The organism is Stenotrophomonas rhizophila (assembly GCF_003751305.1).
In the GTDB taxonomy this organism is placed as follows: domain Bacteria; phylum Pseudomonadota; class Gammaproteobacteria; order Xanthomonadales; family Xanthomonadaceae; genus Stenotrophomonas; species Stenotrophomonas rhizophila_B.
In genome coordinates, this window is record NZ_RJKV01000001.1 from 652,661 (window position 1) to 669,991 (window position 17,331).

17 protein-coding genes are annotated in these 17,331 nt (G+C 67.4%); 9 read left to right on the top strand and 8 right to left on the bottom strand.

Features of this window, described 5'->3' with window-relative positions:
• The first annotated feature begins 92 nt into the window (after nt 1-92).
• The 3 genes from EDF74_RS03030 to EDF74_RS03040 are packed head-to-tail and all read left to right on the top strand — an operon-like array spanning nt 93 to nt 3,616.
• Nucleotides 93-1,718 (top strand): sensor domain-containing diguanylate cyclase, encoded by a 1,626-nt coding sequence (locus EDF74_RS03030; protein ID WP_260232220.1) that lies wholly within the window; start codon nt 93-95, stop codon nt 1,716-1,718.
• A gap of 57 nt (nt 1,719-1,775) precedes the next feature.
• Nucleotides 1,776-2,498 carry a pseudouridine synthase gene (locus EDF74_RS03035; protein WP_123728735.1) on the top strand — a complete coding sequence of 241 codons (723 nt, stop codon included), beginning with the start codon at nt 1,776-1,778 and terminating at the stop codon, nt 2,496-2,498.
• A 47-nt stretch (nt 2,499-2,545) separates the two neighbouring features.
• The gene (locus EDF74_RS03040) at nt 2,546-3,616 is read left to right on the top strand and encodes a sensor domain-containing diguanylate cyclase (RefSeq protein ID WP_123728736.1); all 1,071 of its coding nucleotides are present in this window, start codon (nt 2,546-2,548) and stop codon (nt 3,614-3,616) included.
• Between the two features lie 24 nt (nt 3,617-3,640).
• Here the strand turns inward: EDF74_RS03040 and EDF74_RS03045 are convergent, their stop codons facing one another.
• The gene (locus EDF74_RS03045; protein WP_123729696.1) at nt 3,641-4,588 is read right to left on the bottom strand and encodes a DMT family transporter; all 948 of its coding nucleotides are present in this window, start codon (nt 4,586-4,588) and stop codon (nt 3,641-3,643) included.
• A gap of 78 nt (nt 4,589-4,666) precedes the next feature.
• On the opposite strand from EDF74_RS03045, the gene EDF74_RS03050 reads away from it, so the two are divergent.
• Nucleotides 4,667-5,323, top strand: a complete 657-nt coding sequence (locus EDF74_RS03050; protein ID WP_123728737.1) for a Pr6Pr family membrane protein — start codon at nt 4,667-4,669, stop codon at nt 5,321-5,323.
• 4 nt (nt 5,324-5,327) lie between these two features.
• On the opposite strand, the gene EDF74_RS03055 is transcribed toward EDF74_RS03050, so the two are convergent.
• Nucleotides 5,328-6,146 (bottom strand): DUF72 domain-containing protein, encoded by an 819-nt coding sequence (locus EDF74_RS03055; protein ID WP_123728738.1) that lies wholly within the window; start codon nt 6,144-6,146, stop codon nt 5,328-5,330.
• The gene (locus EDF74_RS03060; RefSeq protein ID WP_123728739.1) at nt 6,143-6,583 is read right to left on the bottom strand and encodes a VOC family protein; all 441 of its coding nucleotides are present in this window, start codon (nt 6,581-6,583) and stop codon (nt 6,143-6,145) included. Before EDF74_RS03060 ends, EDF74_RS03055 begins: the two co-directional genes overlap by 4 nt.
• Before the next feature lie 111 nt (nt 6,584-6,694).
• On the opposite strand from EDF74_RS03060, the gene EDF74_RS03065 reads away from it, so the two are divergent.
• Both EDF74_RS03065 and smrA read left to right on the top strand, forming a co-directional pair.
• On the top strand, nt 6,695-8,272 hold the full coding sequence (locus EDF74_RS03065) for a serine hydrolase (protein ID WP_123728740.1): 1,578 nt from the start codon (nt 6,695-6,697) through the stop codon (nt 8,270-8,272).
• A gap of 89 nt (nt 8,273-8,361) precedes the next feature.
• Nucleotides 8,362-10,194, top strand: a complete 1,833-nt coding sequence (smrA, locus tag EDF74_RS03070; RefSeq protein WP_123728741.1) for a multidrug efflux ABC transporter SmrA — start codon at nt 8,362-8,364, stop codon at nt 10,192-10,194.
• 85 nt (nt 10,195-10,279) lie between these two features.
• Here the strand turns inward: smrA and EDF74_RS03075 are convergent, their stop codons facing one another.
• Complete coding sequence (locus EDF74_RS03075; RefSeq protein ID WP_123728742.1) at nt 10,280-12,088, bottom strand: DUF885 domain-containing protein; 1,809 nt, start codon at nt 12,086-12,088, stop codon at nt 10,280-10,282.
• 104 nt (nt 12,089-12,192) lie between these two features.
• Here EDF74_RS03075 and EDF74_RS03080 point away from each other — a divergent pair, with 104 nt between their 5' ends.
• Together EDF74_RS03080 and EDF74_RS03085 are read left to right on the top strand one after the other, a co-directional pair.
• Nucleotides 12,193-12,549, top strand: a complete 357-nt coding sequence (locus tag EDF74_RS03080) for a GFA family protein (protein WP_123728743.1) — start codon at nt 12,193-12,195, stop codon at nt 12,547-12,549.
• A gap of 38 nt (nt 12,550-12,587) precedes the next feature.
• Nucleotides 12,588-13,358 (top strand): DUF4349 domain-containing protein, encoded by a 771-nt coding sequence (locus EDF74_RS03085; protein WP_123728744.1) that lies wholly within the window; start codon nt 12,588-12,590, stop codon nt 13,356-13,358.
• 44 nt (nt 13,359-13,402) lie between these two features.
• On the opposite strand, the gene EDF74_RS03090 is transcribed toward EDF74_RS03085, so the two are convergent.
• Both EDF74_RS03090 and EDF74_RS03095 read right to left on the bottom strand, forming a co-directional pair.
• Nucleotides 13,403-13,696 (bottom strand): hypothetical protein, encoded by a 294-nt coding sequence (locus EDF74_RS03090; RefSeq protein WP_019184421.1) that lies wholly within the window; start codon nt 13,694-13,696, stop codon nt 13,403-13,405.
• Between the two features lie 87 nt (nt 13,697-13,783).
• A complete protein-coding gene (locus tag EDF74_RS03095; RefSeq protein ID WP_123729697.1) occupies nt 13,784-14,734 on the bottom strand; it encodes a LysR substrate-binding domain-containing protein in 951 nt (316 codons plus the stop codon).
• A gap of 159 nt (nt 14,735-14,893) precedes the next feature.
• Here EDF74_RS03095 and EDF74_RS03100 point away from each other — a divergent pair, with 159 nt between their 5' ends.
• Nucleotides 14,894-15,772, top strand: coding sequence for a DMT family transporter (locus EDF74_RS03100; protein ID WP_123728745.1), 879 nt, complete (start codon nt 14,894-14,896; stop codon nt 15,770-15,772).
• 79 nt (nt 15,773-15,851) lie between these two features.
• Here EDF74_RS03100 and EDF74_RS03105 read toward each other — a convergent pair whose 3' ends face one another.
• Nucleotides 15,852-16,751 (bottom strand): peptidylprolyl isomerase, encoded by a 900-nt coding sequence (locus EDF74_RS03105; protein ID WP_123729698.1) that lies wholly within the window; start codon nt 16,749-16,751, stop codon nt 15,852-15,854.
• Between the two features lie 78 nt (nt 16,752-16,829).
• Complete coding sequence (locus EDF74_RS03110) at nt 16,830-17,285, bottom strand: hypothetical protein (protein ID WP_123728746.1); 456 nt, start codon at nt 17,283-17,285, stop codon at nt 16,830-16,832.
• Nucleotides 17,286-17,331 lie beyond the last annotated feature (46 nt).

Consider the following 17,331-nt stretch of genomic DNA (forward strand, 5'->3'; position numbering starts at 1 on the left):
GGCAGCGGGCGGGGTGTCCACTGACGACCATGGGCGGGCGGGGCACAGGTGTGAGCAACGGGGGCGGGTTTTCAGGCGGGGTGGTGCTGCTGATGCTGCTGCTGTGGCTGTTGCCATGGAGCGCGGAGGCCGCATCGCCGACGGTGGGGCAGGATTTTCTGTTGCTCGGCGGGGCCACCGATGAGGTGACGCCCCAGCGTGCCTGTGCGCCGGATGTCCTGGCCCGCCACCAGGAGGTCCTGTCGATTCCGTCTCCGCAGCAGGGCTGGTCGGGGAAACCGCAGGCCGTGGATGTGTTCGGTGTGCTCACCGGCGAGGTCCGCATCAGTCATGGCGACCGCGAAATCTGCGGCAGCATGCACGACGCCCGCACGCGCGATTCCCGGTTCCGTGCAGGTGTCGGGCTGGTGGTGGTGCCCGAGGCCGGCAACCACGAGCCGATCGTGGTCTCCTGGACACGCCCGCTCAAGCCGCGCTGGGTGCCGACCATCCAGTTGGGGGCACCGAGCCCGGTGCAGCAGAACGATACGGCACGGCTGCTGATGCGCGCGGCCTGCATCGCGGTGGCGATCGCGCTGGCATTGTCGGCATTGATGGGGTGGGTCACCACCCGCGACCGCTCGTTCCTCGTGTATGTCGGCGCGTGCGTGGTGTTCGTGCTGTGGCAGGCGGTGCTGGGGGGCTTGAGCGGCTATCCCGAGCCGTGGCTGCCCGTGCATGAGCACGCCTCGTGGTGGCTGGTGGCGCTGAGTGCCTTCAGCGAAGCGCTGCTGCTGCCGATCCTGTGGCGCCTCAACGGCGGCGATCGTCGCTGGCCGCGCTCCCGCCCGGCCCAGTACGCCGTGCTGTGCGGACTGATGGCCATGGGGCTGACCGTGCCGTTGTGGGGGCCGGACGGTCTGGCCGTGGTCTCCGAGCTACTCGAGTGGTTCTTCATGGCTGGCTGCGTGCTGTGCCTTGGCGCAGGCCTGTGGGGACTGTCGCGGCGGGACGCGTATGCGCTGCGGGGACTGCTGGCGCTGGCACCGTGGTGGATCATGATCGTGGCCGATGCGTTCAACGCGCAGTGGCTGGTGGCGTACCGGATCGAAGCGCTGCAGTTGTCCACGACGTGGTTCCTGATGATGGCCGCCTATGCGCTCAATCTGCGCCTGGGCCGCCTGCGCCGCCAGCGCGATGAGATGCGCCAGCTGGCCGACACCGACGTGCTGACCGGCCTGCCCAATCGTCGCGCTGGCCTGCGCCTGCTCGCGGAGTACCTGGAGCAGGCGCGCCGTGAGCCGATGCCGTTGGCGATCGGCTTTCTGGACATCGATCTGTTCAAGGACATCAACGACCAGTTCGGGCATGAGATGGGCGATCAGGTGCTGGTGGCCGTGGCCCGTGCCCTGCGGGGGGCCGTACGCAACCAGGACAACGTGATCCGGATGGGCGGGGAGGAGTTCCTGGTGCTGCTGCCGGGGGCCGGCCACGCCGCGGCGGTCGCCCGGCTGGAGACCGTCCGCCAACAGGTCGCCACCGTCGCGCAGGGCCTGGGCATTCATGGGCTGCGGGTGTCAGCCAGCATCGGCCTGGCCGTGCTCAAACCCGGCAGCGATGACCTGGCCGGCCTGCTGCGCCGGGCCGACCACGCCATGTACTGCGCCAAACGCAACGGCCGCAACCAGATCCATGATGGGGAACGCACCACCACGGCCGGCGATCCGTTGCCGGCCTGAAACGGCGGCGCGTTCGAAATCCGCAGCGGGACGCGGCTTTTGCCCGATAATGGGCGCATGACAATCCGACTCAACAAGCACATCGCCGATACCGGCTTCTGTTCCCGGCGCGAAGCCGACCGCCTGATCGGCGAGCGCCGCGTCACCGTCAATGGGCATCCCGCCGGTACCGGCGCGGTGGTTGGCGAGCAGGACGTGGTACTGGTCGATGGCCAGCCGCTGCGCGCCCGCGAGGCGAAGAAGGCCGGCGGCCGCAAACACGTCTATATCGCGCTGAACAAGCCGGTGGGCATCACCTGCACCACCGAAAGCTCGGTCAAGGGCAACATCGTGGAGTTCGTCGGCCACGAACAGCGCATTTTCCCGATCGGGCGCCTGGACAAGGATTCCGAAGGCCTGATCCTGCTGACCAGCAACGGCAACATCGTCAACCAGATCCTGCGTGCCGAGAATGGCCACCAGAAGGAGTACATGGTGGCGGTGAACAAGGCGGTCACCGATGAGTTCCTGCGGGGCATGGCGCGCGGTGTGCGCATCCGCGACGAAGTCACGCTGCCGTGCCGGACCAGCAAGCTGGCCAAGTTCGGCTTCCGGATCACCCTGCAGCAGGGTCTGAACCGGCAGATCCGGCTGATGGCCGCCGCGTTCGGTTTCCGCGTCACCCAGCTGCGCCGGGTGCGCATCGACAACATCAAGCTGGGTGCGCTCAAGCCCGGTCAATGGCGCAACCTGACCGACGCCGAGCTGAAGGGTCTGCTGCCCAAGCAGCTGGACTGGTAACGCCGCGCTCGGGATAGACTGCGCGGGTACTGTCGATGCCCGCCGCGATGATCAAGCCTTCCAAGCCGGACAATGAAGCGCAGCGCCTGTTGGCGCTGCAGCGCTACCAGATTCTCGATACCCCCCAGGAACGCTCGTTCGACGACCTGGTGACGATCGCCACCGCCCTGTGCGGTACCCGGATGGGGGCAGTGACCCTGGTCGACCAGGACCGCCAGTGGTTCAAGGCGCGCCAGCAGCTGGACGCCTGTGAGACCCATCGCGACATCTCCTTCTGTGCCCACGCCATCCTGACCCCGGACCAGGTCATGGTGGTCGAGGACGCGCGCAGCGATCCACGTTTCTCGGACAACCCGGTGGTGGTGGACGACCCGCACGTGCGCTTCTACGCCGGCGCGCCGCTGCTCAGTGTCGACGGGCTGCCGCTGGGCACGCTGTGCGTCTTCGATGCGGCCCCGGGTCATCTGGACAGCAGCCAGCTGCTGGCGCTCACCGCGCTGTCCCGGCAGGTCTCGCTGGTGATGGAACTGCGCCGGTATGCGCATGAAATCCAGCAGCACATGACCGACCGTGCCTGGTACGAACAGCGGCTGGCCGAATACAACGAACTGCTGGAGCAGCAGAACGCGGACCTGGCCGAACAGAGCCGGACCGATCCGCTGACCGGCCTGCCCAACCGCCGCGCGATGAGTGCGGCGCTGGAAGCGGCGGTACGCGATGCCGATGGCCAACCGCGTTCGACCGCCGTGGCGTTGCTGGACATCGATCACTTCAAGACCGTCAACGATCTGTACGGGCACGCCACCGGTGACCATGTGCTGTCCGAACTGGCCCGGCTGCTGCGCGCCCATTTCGCCGGGCACGGTCTGGCCGCGCGTTATGGCGGCGAGGAGTTCGTGGTGCTGATGCCGGACACGCCGCTGGCCACGGCCGAACTGCAGTGCGATTTCCTGCGCATGGCGGTGACGGATCTGCCCTTGGGCCTGCCGCTGACGATCAGCATCGGGGTGGCCGCGCACCGCCACGGCGATGCGATCGAGCAGACCCTGGCCCGCGCCGATGCGGCGCTGTACCGGGCCAAGGGCGACGGCCGCAATCGGGTGATCCGCGCCGACTGAGCTGTGTGGACCGTGTCGGCCCGCTCAATCGGCGATGTTGCGCGCTTCGGAGGTCGCCATCAGTTCCGGATGCTGGACCTTCCTGCGGCGGTTGAGCAGCGGGTGCAGGAACACCGCGCCAACGATGATCGCCACACCCGCATAGAACAGCGGGGTCAGTTCGCGCTGCTCGCTGAGCAGCACCATCGCCAGCAGGATCGCGTAGACCGGCTCCAGGTTGGTGACCAGCTGCGAGGTGTAGGCGCTGATGTGGCGCAGCGCCACCAGCGCCAGCGCGAACGGGAGCAGCGTGCACAGCCCCGCCAGGGCCAGCAGCAACAAGCCATCGTGCAGGTCCGGGATCACCCACAGGTCGCTGGCCAGGGCCGGCAGCAGGAACGGCAGCACCGGTGCCAGCAGGGTCAGGGTGAGGGTGCCTGCACCCAGCTCCAGCGCGGTCACCGTCAGTGGGTCGGCGTGGCTGACCAGGCGCTTGTTGAGTGAGCCGAAGATCGCCACCAGCAGCGCCGACAGCGCGCCGATCAGCACGCCCAGGCGCATGCCATCGGGCACGCCACCCACGACCAGTGCCACGCCCGGCAAGACCAGAATGCCGAAGGCCAGTTCGCGGAACTGGAACGGGCGCTTGGCCACCCACGGTTCGATCACCGCGGTGAACACCGGCGCCAGCGCGATGCAGGTGGCGGCCACCGAGGCATTGGCGAGCTTCACTGCGCCATAGAAGGTCAGCCAGTGCAGCGCGACCAGGGCGCCCACACCGCAGTAGCCGGCGACCAGACGCGGCGACAGTTGGCGCAGCCCACGCCACACGCGCGGGACCAGCGCCAGCATTGCCACGACCAGCAGCATGCGCCACCACACCAGCGGCAGGGCGGGCAGGGTGATCAGCTTGCCGAGGATGGCAGTGACGCCCCACAGCAGCACACAGAAATGGATTTGCAGCAGGGCCCTGCGGGTATCGGTCATCGGCATCTGCATATTGTGCGGCAAGCCGCGCCCGTAGCGATGCCCTCCACGCGATCCTCTGCAGGGCCGTGGCATTCTGCGCTGATGACACGCCATCACATCGATACGCTTGCCCCCGTCCTGTCACCGGCGTTGCGCGGCTGGGCCGGTCTGACCGCCGCGGTCGCGGTAGTGTCCCTGCTGCTGCAGTACGCCCTGCTGCTGCGCACGCCGGGCCTGGCGGTGGCGGACGCGACGCTGCGCTATCTGGGCTACTTCACCATCCTCAGCAACATCGGGGTGGCGGTGGTCTGCCTTGCGCTGGCCTGCGGCCGCCGGACAGGGCTGGCCGGTCCGGTACCGCGCGCGGCGGTGGCGTTGTTCATCGGCATCACCGGGCTGATCTACGTGACGCTTCTAGCCCCGTTGTGGGATCCGCAGGGCGCGCAGTGGTGGGCCGATACCGGGCTGCATTACGTTGTACCGGTGACGTATCTGGCTGGCTGGCTGATGGGATTGCATGGCGGTCTCCACTGGCGGGGGCTGATCGCTACGCTGGCGTTCCCGACGGTCTACCTGGGTTGGGCACTGCTGGTCGGCCGCCTCAGCGGTCAGTACCCGTACCCGTTTCTGGATCTGGGCGCGCTGGGCACGGCGCTGGTCCTGCGCAACGTGCTGGGCGTAGCCGTGGTGTTCGTGGTGGGCGGTGCGCTGCTGTGGTGGCTGGACGGTGCGCTGGCCGCCCGGCGCCGGCGCGGCTGAGGACTTACCCGTCGCCGAGCTGCAGCAGTTGGTCGCGCAGGGCCATTGCCGCGCCGGGATTGCGCTGTTTGGCCGCACCGATGAACAGCAGATAGACCTCGCGCGATGGCCCTGCGGGAGCCTCGGCAGCGAGGTGGGGCAGGTCCGGGTTGTCTTCGCCGAGGGCCCACCGCGCAGCGCGCAGCGACCACTGCTGGATCGCCCGTGCCGAGTAACCAGCATGCAGGTTCGCGCGTGAGTGCATCAACCGCGCATAGATGAAGTCGGTGGTGGGGTCGGCGAAGCTGGGGTACTCATCCGAACTACTGAACACCAGCGCGGCACCGTGCGCACGGGCGGCAGTCAGCAGCGCCGGCGTCCATGCCGCGGGGTTGCGCACCTCCAATGCATGCTGCAGGCGATGGCCGTCGACCTTGCGCGGCAGCATGCCCAGGAACCGGTCGAATTCGGCCGCACCGGCGGGGTGGCTGTCGCCGAACTGCCAGATCAACGGACCCAGCCGGTCCTCCAGCGCACTGATGCCGGTGATGAAGCGTTCGGCACGTTCGCCGACGGTGGTCAGGTCGTGGGTCTGGGTAATCGTGCGCGGCGCCTTGGCCGAGAAGCGGAAGCCCGCGGGCGTCTGTTCGCGCCACTGCGCATAGATGGCCGGCGTCTGCGCACGGTAGAACGTGCTGTTGATCTCGATGCAGCCCAGGTGTTGGCTGGCGTAGGCCAGCTCTTCGCGCTGCGGCAGGCCGGGCGGATAGAACGTGCCGCCGCGCCATGCCGGGAAGACCCAGCCGCCGATGCCCGTGCGGATGGAGCCGGCCGCAGCGCTCACGCGTCGTCCGCGTGGTCGACCCACGGGTCGTAGCTGCCGAACCACCACAGGTAACCTTCCAGATCACGGCAGGCATAGCCGCGGCCGCCATAGGGCTGGTCGGCGATGTCCATGACGATCTGCGCGCCCGCGGCGACGGCGCGCGCATGATGCGCATCCGGATCGGCGACGATCACGCAGGCGCTCTGGGTCTGGCGACCGCCGACCTCGTCCGGGTGAACGCTGTAGCGGCCCCACTCACTGCCGTTGTCGACCGAGCCGAGCATGATCATGCCGTGGCCGTAGACCAGCTGGGCGTGGTGAACGGTATCGCCATCGGCGTAGACCGCCTGTTTCTCGAAGCCGAACGCGCGCTGCAGCCAGGCAATGGCGGCGTGCGCATTGCGGTAGCGCAGGCAGGGAATGACGGTGGCGATGGTCTCGGCGGGCGCGGTCATGGCGGGCCTCCTTCTGGCACAGGCGAGCCTGATCCGGGCCGCGTTACCATCGTGCGAAACCGGGGCATCGGCATCCTCGACGCCCCCGCCACACGCAACCGGAGACACTGCTTGAATACATCCTGGATCGGAGGCGCCGTGCTGCTCGCATGCGCACCCTTGGCATCGGCCGCCGTGCCGGCCGAACTGCAGCGGCTGGACGCCACCATCGAACGCGCCCGCAGCGAGTTCGACATCCCCGGCATCGCCGTGGCGGTGGTCAAGGATGGCAAGGTGGTGATGGAGCGCGGCTACGGGGTGCGCGAGCTGGGCAAGCCGGATCCGGTCCAGGCCGATACGCTGTTTGCGATCGCGTCCAACACCAAGGCATTCACTGCCACCTCGCTGAATCTGCTGGCCGAGCAGGGCAAGCTGAAGATGGACGATCGCGTGATCGATCATCTGCCCGGCTTCCGCATGTCCGATCCGTACGTGACCGGGGAAATGCGCATCCGCGACCTGCTGTCGCACCGCAGTGGCCTGAGCCTGGGCGCGGGCGACCTGCTGTTCTGGCCGACCACCTCCTACAGCAACAAAGAAGTGGTGCAGCGGCTGGGCAAGGTGCCGTTGAAGGCCGGCTTCCGTGATCGCTATGCCTACGACAACATTCTCTACGCGGTCGCCCAGCAGGTGATCGAACAGGTGTCCGGGCAGACCTATGCGGACTTCCTGCAGCAGCACATCTTCACCCCGGTGGGCATGCAGGGCACCCGCTACAACGCCGATCATCTGCAGCCCGGCGACAACGCCGCGGTCGGTCACGCCAAGTACGATTTCAGCCAGCTGCGCACCGTCGCGCCGCTGACCTGGTCCAACAATGCCGGCGCCGGCGGCATCTATTCCAGCGTGCACGACATGGCGCGCTGGATGAACGTGCAGCTGGCCCAGGGCACGCTGGAGAACGGGCAGCCGCTGTTCACCGCCAAGACCCAGCAGGCGATGTGGCAGATGATCACGCCGCAGGTGGTGCCCGAGCCGAGCGTGCCGCAGCTGGCGGCTGCACGGCCGAACTTCGCCGGCTATGGCGAGGGCTGGAGCCTGAGCGATTACCGTGGCCAGAAACTGGTCTGGCATACCGGCGGCTGGCCGGGCATGGTCTCGCGCGTGACCCTGGTGCCGGCGCAGAAGCTGGGCATCGTGGTGTTGACCAACCAGGAAGTGGGCGCGGCCTTCAACGCCATCACGATGGAAGCGCTGGATGCCTATCTGCAGGCACCGGCCACCGACTGGGTCGCCGCCTATGCGGCCGCCGTGGCCAAATCGCAGGAAAAGGCGGACGAGGGCTGGGCCAGGCACCAGGCCGCACGTGATGCGAGATCCAAGCCGTCGCTGCCGCTGGCGCGCTACGCAGGGGGCTACCGCGACGCATGGTACGGCGATGTATTCGTTGAGCAGCAGGGCGGCAAGCTGCGCCTGCGCTTCGGCAGGACCGCGCAGTTGATCGGCACGCTGGAGCATTGGCAGCACGATACCTTCCTGGTGCGCTGGGACGACCGCTCGCTCAACGCCGATGCCTTCGTGAACTTCAGTCTCGATCCGGACGGCAAGGTCCGCGAGGTGCGCATGCAGGCGGCGTCCTCGCTGACCGATTTCAGTTTTGATTTCCAGGACCTGCTACTGCTGCCCATCGCGCCTGCACAGGCTGATTGAGTGATTGCCGTCAGGCCGTGACGGAAATGCAAAAACAAACGCAGGCTGCGGTGGGATAATCGTGGTCTGCTTTGTTTCTGGATGCTGCGATGTTCCGCTGGTTCGAGTCGTTGATCCCGGTGTTCCCACCGGTTGATGGCCGCATGCCGCCCCGCAAGGTCGCAGCGTTCTATGTGTACTACCTGCGGCCGGTCTGGCCGGTGCTGCTGGCCACCCTGGTCGCCGGGCTGCTGCTGGCGTTGGTCGAAGTGGCCATGTTCGACTTCCTCGGCCGCATCGTGGACATGGTCGCCGAACAGCCCGGCAGCGATTTCTTTGCCCGCCATGCCGACACGCTGTTGTGGATGGCCGGCATCACCCTGATCGCGCGGCCGCTGCTGGTCTCGCTGCACAGCCTGCTGGTCAACCAGGCGATCGTGCCGGGGCTGAGCAACCGCTCGCGCTGGCTGATGCACAACTACGTGGTGCGGCAGAGCCTGAGCTTCTTCCAGAACGATTTCGCCGGCAGCATGGCCAACCGGGTCATGCAGACCGGTACGTCGCTGCGCGAATCGGCCGTGCAGATGGTCGATTCGCTGTGGTACATCCTGGTCTACACCGGCACCGCGCTGTATCTGTTCGCGCAGGCCGACTGGCGCCTGATGATCCCGCTGGGGCTGTGGATGGCCGCGTATGCGGTGATCATGTGGTACTTCGTGCCGCGCGCGAAGGAGCGCGCCTGGATCGCATCGGAAGCGCGTTCCAAGGCGATGGGCCGGATCGTGGACGGCTACACCAACATCCCCACGCTCAAGCTGTTCGCCCACGGCGGGCGCGAGCAGGCCTACGTGGCCGAGGCGATCCAGGAGCTGGCGACCAAGCACCGCGGCCAGACGCGGGTCACCACCGGGCTGGAAATGAGCCTGGCCACCGTCAACGGGTTCCTGATCGTCGGCACGTGCGCGCTGGCGCTGTGGCTGTGGAGCGGCGGGCACATCACCGTCGGTGCGATCACCCTGGCCACCGGCCTGGTGATCCGCATCCACAACATGTCCGGCTGGATCATGTGGACCATCAACGGCATCTTCGAAGACATCGGCACGGTGCAGGATGGCATCACCACCATCTCCCAGCCGTTGACCGTGCAGGACCGCGCCGAGGCGGCGCCGCTGCAGGTTGAGCAGGGCGGGGTGCGTTTCGATCACATCCACTTCCATTACGGCAAGGCCGGTGGCGTGATCGCCGGGCTCGACCTGGACGTGAAGCCTGGCGAGAAGATCGGCCTGGTCGGGCCCTCCGGCGCGGGTAAGTCGACCCTGGTCAACGTGCTGCTGCGCCTGTACGACCTGGAGAGCGGGCAGATCCGCATTGACGGGCAGGACATCGCGGGGGTCACCCAGGAAAGCCTGCGCCGACAGATCGGCGTGGTCACCCAGGACACCTCGCTGCTGCACCGCTCGATCCGCGACAACCTGCTGTACGGGCGTCCTGATGCGACCGAGGCGCAGCTGCACGCGGCGGTCGCCAAGGCGCGCGCTTCGGCCTTCATCGATACGCTGGTTGATGGGGAAGGGCGCCGGGGTTACGACGCGCACGTCGGCGAGCGCGGGGTCAAGCTGTCCGGTGGCCAGCGCCAGCGCATCGCGATCGCGCGGGTGCTGCTCAAGGACGCGCCGATCCTGGTACTGGATGAAGCCACCTCCGCGCTGGACTCGGAAGTGGAAGCGGCCATCCAGGACAACCTCGACGAGCTGATGGCGGGCAAGACGGTGATCGCGATCGCGCACCGCCTGTCCACCATCGCGCGCATGGACCGGCTGGTGGTGATGGATCAGGGCCGCATCGTGGAGACCGGCACGCACGCCGAGCTGATCGCGGCCGGCGGGTTGTATGCGCGGCTGTGGGCGCGGCAGACCGGCGGCTTCGTGGCTGCCGACGCGTAAGTCGCGTCATGCCCACCACGCAGAAAAGAGAACGGCCCGGGTCACCCCGGGCCGTTTGCCTGTCTGACGAGGAACCAGGCAGTCCTTACTCGATCGGCTGATCCAGCATCAGCTGGCGCGCGAAGCGCACCGGCGGGGCGCCGTAGGACAGCATCTGGTCGTGGTACGCCTTCAGGTTGAACTTCGCGCCCTGCTTGTCCTGCACGGCCTTGCGGGTATCGAAGTGTTCCTGCGCGCCGACGAAGTAAGTCGGCAGCTGCGCGGAGGTCAGCTGCGCACGCACCCACTTGCCCGACGCTTCGCTTTCCTGCTGGAAGGCGTCGTGGGTCATCAGGTGCATCGCCTGCTCACGCGTCCAGTTGTCCACGTGCACGCCCTGATCCAGGATCGCGTTGGAGATGGTGCGCAGGTAGAACTTCAGCTGCACCAGGTGGAACAGCGGATCGTTGTCCAGGTAACCCTGTTCCTGCATCATCCGCTCGGTGTAGACCGCCCAGCCTTCGGCGAACAGGCCCGACCGCAGGACCGCGCGCAGCGTGGACGGGAACTTGCCCGAGTGCCAGCCTTCCAGGTAATGGCCCGGGGTGCCTTCGTGAATGCTCAGCAGGTGGATCATGCGGCTGTTGTATTCGCGCAGGAACGAATCAACCTGCTTGTCGGTCCAGTCGTCCGGGATCGGCGAGACCGCATAGAAGGTCTTCAGGTTCTTGTCGAGCGGGCCCGGCGAATCGCAGTAGGCCACGGCGACGCCACGCTGGAATTCCGGCATCAGGATGATGTCGACCGGCGAATCGGGCAGGGTCATCAGGTCATGCTTGCGCACGAATTCGGTGGACTGCTCCAGCGCGGCCTTGGCGTCTTCAACGACCTTGTCGCGTGCCGGCTTGTCGGCATAGGCCAGCTCCAGCGCGGCTTCGATCGCGGCCTGCTGCTGCTCGTCGCTCGGGTTGGCCGGCAGCGCCGGGGCGCCGGGCTTGTCCTTGAGCACGGTCTGCGCGATGCCATACATGTCCTGGCGCACGCGCTTGAGTTCGGCACGCGCGCGCTCGCCGATCTCAGCGCGCGAGAGCGAGGAGTTCAGCGCGAACTTCAGCTTCTGGTCGTACAGCTCCGCACCGATGCGGAAGTCCCCCTTGGCGTTCGGCACCAGGGTCTTGTCCAGCCAGGTCTGCTGTTCGTCGACAGCCTTCTTCAGGCCCTCGATCGCGGCCTGCAGGCGCTTCTGGTCTTCGGCCGGCAGCTCACCGATGTGCGGGGTGATGAAGGTATCGACGATGCTCAGGATGCCGCGGTTCTGCTTGGCCACGGTTTCGGCGTGGATCTTCGGCACGCGGGCCGGGTCCAGGTTCTCGCGCGCCTGGGCGAAGATCTGCGGCAGCTTCTCCATGCGCGCGGTGGCCGACTTCAGGCGGTCGGGGAGCGGGGCGAACTCACGCGCCATCAGGCCGTAGAGCGCGCTGCCGGCCATGCCGTTGTACATCTGCGGGTCCCACTTGGGCGACTGCAGCACTTCCGCGGTCCAGACTTCGGACTGCAGCTGGTTGCGCAGGATCGCCGCGTCCACCTGGTTCTCGCGCGAGAGCTTGCTGACGTCGATCTTGTCCAGATCGCCCAGCAGTGCCTTGTATGCGGTCAGCACCTTCTGCTGGCCGGCCGCGCTCAGGTCGTCGATCTCGCTGTCGTAGCGGTGGTCGCCGATCTGGGTGGCGCTGATCGGGGACAGCTGCATCCAGGTGTCCAGGGCGCGCTTGGACAGGTCGGCGAAAGCCGTATCGACCGCAGCGTCACCGGCCGGGGTGGCCGCTTCGGTGCCGGTGGTGGGCGTGGGGGAGTCGGCCTGCTGGCAGCCACCAAGGGCGGCGATCAGGGCGAGGGCAAGCAGATGCTGGCGCATCGGTGTTCCTGTACTGGGGACAATCCCCGAGCATAGGGCCGATGGCCGCCTTTGTCCCCGTGCCATTGGATTACCATGGGCCCCTTTCCAGCAGGAGGCGTGTCATGCAGTACGAAGGCAGCTGTCATTGCGGAAACATCGCATTCATGATCGAGACCGATGCGCCGATCGACGACGTGGTTGATTGCAACTGCTCGTTGTGCCGCCGTCGCGGTGGCCTGTTGTGGTTCGGCCCGCGCGCAGCGTTGCACCTGACCACCGATCCGGCAGCGGTGGCGACCTACCAGTTCAACAAGCACCACCTGGATCACCACTATTGTCGCGACTGCGGCATTGCCCCGTTCAGCGAGGGCGACGACCCGCGCAGCGGCCAGCGCATGGTGGCGGTCAACGTACGATGCCTGCCCGGGGTGGACCTGGGCGGCGTGAAGATCACCGCTTTTGATGGAGCTGCACTGTGACCGAGTGGAAAGGACGGGCCCGCGCCGGGCTGGCAGGGATGCTGTTGTTGGGCCTGGTGGCCTGTGGCCGCAGCGGCGAGGACTACGCGGCCGATACGGCCGCCGGGGCCGTGGCCTCACCGGAAGGTGCGTTCCTGGCCTATGAGCATGACCTGCGCATCCAACTCGATGCAAAGCGCATCAGTGAGCGGGTGAAGGCCGTGTCCGAGGCCTGCCAGAGCAACCGGTTCGGGGATTGTGCCGTGCTGCAGGTAGGCGAGGAAGGCGGTGAAAGCCGTTCCGGCTCGATCCGCGTGCGCATCGCCCCCAAGGGCGTGGAACCGATCATCGCGCTGGCCGGTGAAGGCGGCGATGTGGCTTCGCGCAACACCCATGCCGAAGATCTTGCCCAGCAGGTGGCCGATACCGCGCTGACCCAGACACGGCTGCAGAAAGAACATGCACAGCTTCAGGCCTATCAGCAGCGCAGCGACATGAAGGTCGCCGATCTGCTGGCGGTCTCGCAGCGCATGGCGGAGATCGAGGCCGGCCTGGAGCAGGCCAACAAGGACGCGGCACAGCAACGCCGGCGGATCGACACCCAACTGGTCACGATGCACTTCGAAGGGCCGGCCGGGCAGCGCAGCCGCAGTGAAATCGGCAAGGCATTCAGTGAGTTCGGATCGATCTTCACCACCAGTATCGCCTTCGTGATCCGCGCGGTCGCCGCGCTGCTGCCGGTGGGCGTGGTGGTCTGGGCACTCGGAGCCGTGGGCCTGGCGCTGTGGCGCCGTCGCAAGCGGCGCAAGGCCGCGACGGCCGCACGCTGATGGAGCGATCGTGCCGCGCCTGAAAGCGCGGCACGACGGTTGACTCAGCCTTCGTCCTGCTCGTATTCCACGAACACATCCAGTTCCAGCGCCAGTTCCTGCACGGCATCACGCACGCGCTGGGCGCCGAGTGCATTGCCCACTTCCACTTCCAGTTCGTGGGTGCCCGGGCCGATGTCATCGGACAGGCCGGCCGAGCTGGAATCGTCGTCGTCCATGTGCGGCATCAGGTCGTCGGTTTCCTCGACGTGTTCGATCCCCTCGATGCTCTGCAGCAGGTCGGTGATGGCACGTGCATCGTCTTCGGTGCCGGTGATTCGCAGTCGCAACAGGGCCATGGGCGGGTCCTCGGGGAAAGGGACTCCAGCCTAGCCAGCGTGCGGAAAAGATCGGGTGAGGATGCGTGCTGGATCGTGGCGTCCGGTTCAGTCGTGCGCGCGGTCCGCAGGCGGCAGGCCCAGCAGTTCATCGGGCAGGGCCGGCAGCGGGGTGCGCTCATCCAGTGCTTCGCGCTTGAGCCAGTCCATGAACGCCTGCGCGGTCGGGCTGAGCGGCCGGTGTTCGGCGTGGACCACGTAGTAGGCGTAGCGCGCCTTGAGTGCGGGACCGGGCAGGCGCACCAGCTCATAGCGCTGCAGGTAGGGCTGGGCGATGTGCTTGCGCGCCAGCACTGCGCCGATGCCGTACACCGCGGCGCGCATCGCATCGGTGCTGTCGCTGAAGGTGTGCAGCGAAGGCAGGTCCAGTCCGCGCACACCCGCCGCCCGGAACCAGTCGCGCCAGCCCTGCGGTGACATGTCGCTGAGCAGCGGCAGCGCGGCGATCTGCGCCGGGTCGCGCAAGGCCGATACCCCCGGCAGTGCCGGTGAGGCGACCGGGCAGAGTTCGTCGTCCATCAGGTGATGGGCGGTCATGCCCGGCCACTGGCCAAGACCGTAACGGATGCCCAGTTCCGGCCCCGTCTCGTCGAAGCGGACCAGCTCGGTGCTGGTCTGCAGTTCAATGCGCATGCGCGGATGCTGTTGGGCGAAGCGCGGCAACCGCGGGATCAGCCAGCAGTACGACAGCGAGCGGATGGTGGTGACCCGCAGCGGCACGATGTCCGCCTGCGGATGCAGATTGCCGGCCACCGCATTGAGATCGCTCAGTGCCGCCGCTGCGGCATCGGCCAGCTGGCGGCCTTCGGCGGTCAGGCGCACACCGCGCGCGTGGCGCTGGAACAGCACGGTCCCGAGCAGCTCTTCCAGCCGTCGCACATGGTGGCTGACCGCACTGGCGGTGAGGTGCAGCTCCTGGGCGGCGTGGGCGAAGTTCTGGTGGCGTGCGGCAACGGCGAACACCCCCAGCGCAGGCAGCAAAGCCGGGCGGAGAATCATGGTCGAGACCCAAATCATATTTGTGGCTTGCACGGATACTACGCGCTTGTGGGCACGCAGCGGCAGGCGGATGCTGTCGCCCTTCCTCCCCGGATTCACGCGCATGTTGCCGTCCCTTATCGCCTGTTCCGCGCGCCTGCCTTGTTTCGGGGGCTGGTCATGAGCGGGGCACCGCTGGCCGCCGGTACGGTGGAGCGCGATTGGCGCACGCCGCTGGAACTGACCGTGCTCGGCGCGATCTGGGGGTGCTCGTTCCTGTTCATGCGGATGGCCGTGCCTGCCTTCGGACCGTACGCACTGGTGGAGGTACGGCTGCTGCTCGGCGCGCTCGTGCTGTTGCCGTTCCTGTGGCAGGCGCGCGCGCAGTTCCCGGCGCGACGCTGGTTGTGGCTGGCACCGATCGGCCTGATCAACTCGGCCATCCCGTTCGTACTGTTCGCCTGGGCCGCGCAACGCGCCCCGGCCGCGATCGGTGCGATCTGCAATGCGATGACCGTGCTGTTCGCCGCGCTGATCGCGTTCCTCTTCTTCGGCGAAAAGATCGGCATGCGCCGCGCGATCGCCCTGCTGGTCGGCTTCGCCGGCGTGGTGGTGCTGGCCACGGCCAAAGTGTCCGGTCTGAGCATCGGTGCGGCGGTGATGGCCGGTGCCCTGGCCGCGCTGTTGTATGGCCTGGGCGTCAATCTGGTGAAGCGCCACATGACCGGTCTGCCACCGGCGGCGTCGGCCGGTGCCACGCTCGGCTGCGCGGCCATCCTGCTGCTGCCGATGGCGCTGACCCATTGGCCGACCGCCCCGATCCCGATGCTCTCCTGGGCCTGCGCGATCGCGCTGGGCGTGGTCTGCACCGGCCTGGCGTTCCTGATGTTCTATCGCCTGATCGCCCGCATTGGCCCGGCCCGTGCCTCGACCGTGACCTACCTGGTACCGATGTTCGGCGCGCTGTTCGCGTGGGTGTTCCTGGGTGAACCGGTGACCGGGGCGATGGTCGTGGCGGGCGTGTTGATTCTTGGCAGCGTGGCGGTGTCGCAGCGATAGGCCGTCGGGTCCGCCTGCAGCCACCCATGGGGTGGCTCTACCGAGGCATCCGGACGCTGACGCGTCGGTTATCGCATCCTCAGCGCACCGGCACCGGGATGTTGCACAGGTCGATGTGGCCGGCCGGGCGCTTGTAGAAGTCATCGACGCGGTTGCGGCGCGCTTCGGTCGCATCGGCAAAGGTCCTGGAGTCGGTGCGCAGCACCTGCAGCCTGGGTCGCTCCGCAGCCGGTACATCGCTGGCACGCTGGATCGACTGGATCGCCGTGCGCTGCGCCGGATCGGCGTAGAAGCCCATCGGTGCCGGTCCACGCGGCAGCGCGCTGAGCAGCTCCATGCCCTGCAGCACGCGGCCGACCACCGTGATGTTGCGGTCCAGCTGACGCGGGGACTGCCCGGTCACGACGTACAGCTCGGCGCCGATGCTGCTGTCTTCCTCGTTGTTGCGGCCGGCGCCCAGTGCACCGTAGCAATGCGCCAGCCAGGTCTTGCCGTCCTTGCGATCCTGGCCCACCGGGAAGCCGTCGACGAAACCGGTCTGGTCGGCCCAGCCGTCACGGTCGGGCAGCAGGCTGACCTTGAGCCCCTTGCTGTCGCGCTGGAATTCGGCAGGCAGTTTGCGCTTGGCACTGCCAAGGGCTTTTGCCTTGGCCGCGTCATCCGCATCGGCATCGCCGAACTGCACCACGAAGTTGTCCTGCGCGCGGTAGATGCTCTCGCCATCCCAGAAGTGCTCGTGGGCCAATGTCTGGATGTTGCCCACGTGCTGCGGCGCGAACGCCGGGGCCAACTCGATGATGACCCGGCCGCCGGGCAGATTCATGTACAGCAGGTTGGCCGGGTCGGGCGTGCGCCAGTCGCTGTCCGGTGACGCGTCCAGGATCTGCTGCGCGCTGCGGTAAGGCGTGGCCGCGCTGGCAAGGCTGGGCAGCAGGCAGGCCAGGGCGAGGGTAAGCACGGCGAAGCGATGATTCTGCATGGTGTCCCCGAAGATGGTGGCGTCCCGATAATGCGCGAGCGGCGTACTGCGTGTCATGTCACGGTGCGGGTTACCTCGTCACTCCGCGTGAGCGGCGAAGTAATCGTCCAAGGCTTTGCCGGCGCACTGACCCCGCTGCCGCGGACCCGGTTGGGCTTCACAGGCAGCCAGCGCGGGGTGGATCGCGACGTAATCCACCACCACGTCTTCGGCCGGGCGCGTCGAGGCGCGATAGCAGATCATCGCGCGGTAGACCGTGTATACCGCCGCATCCACAGGGGGCAGGTCGCTGAAGACCTCGTCGACCGTTTCGCGCGCCATCGCGGCGTGCCATGACGGGTCCGTCTTGATCGGCTCCGCACGGGCCAGCACGCTCTCCCGGCTATCGCCGCGCTGGCGCGCGTCCAAGGCCAGCAGCGCGACGCTGATCGACTCATGCGAGCCATCGACGAAGTTGCATCCCTTCATGGCGTGGGCGGGGCCTGCGGCAGCGGCCAACAGGGCAAGCGAGAGGACGGCAGTGCGGGTCTTCATGACGTCATGTGCGTTCCATGGGGAGAGCGATTCTGACAGATCGCCT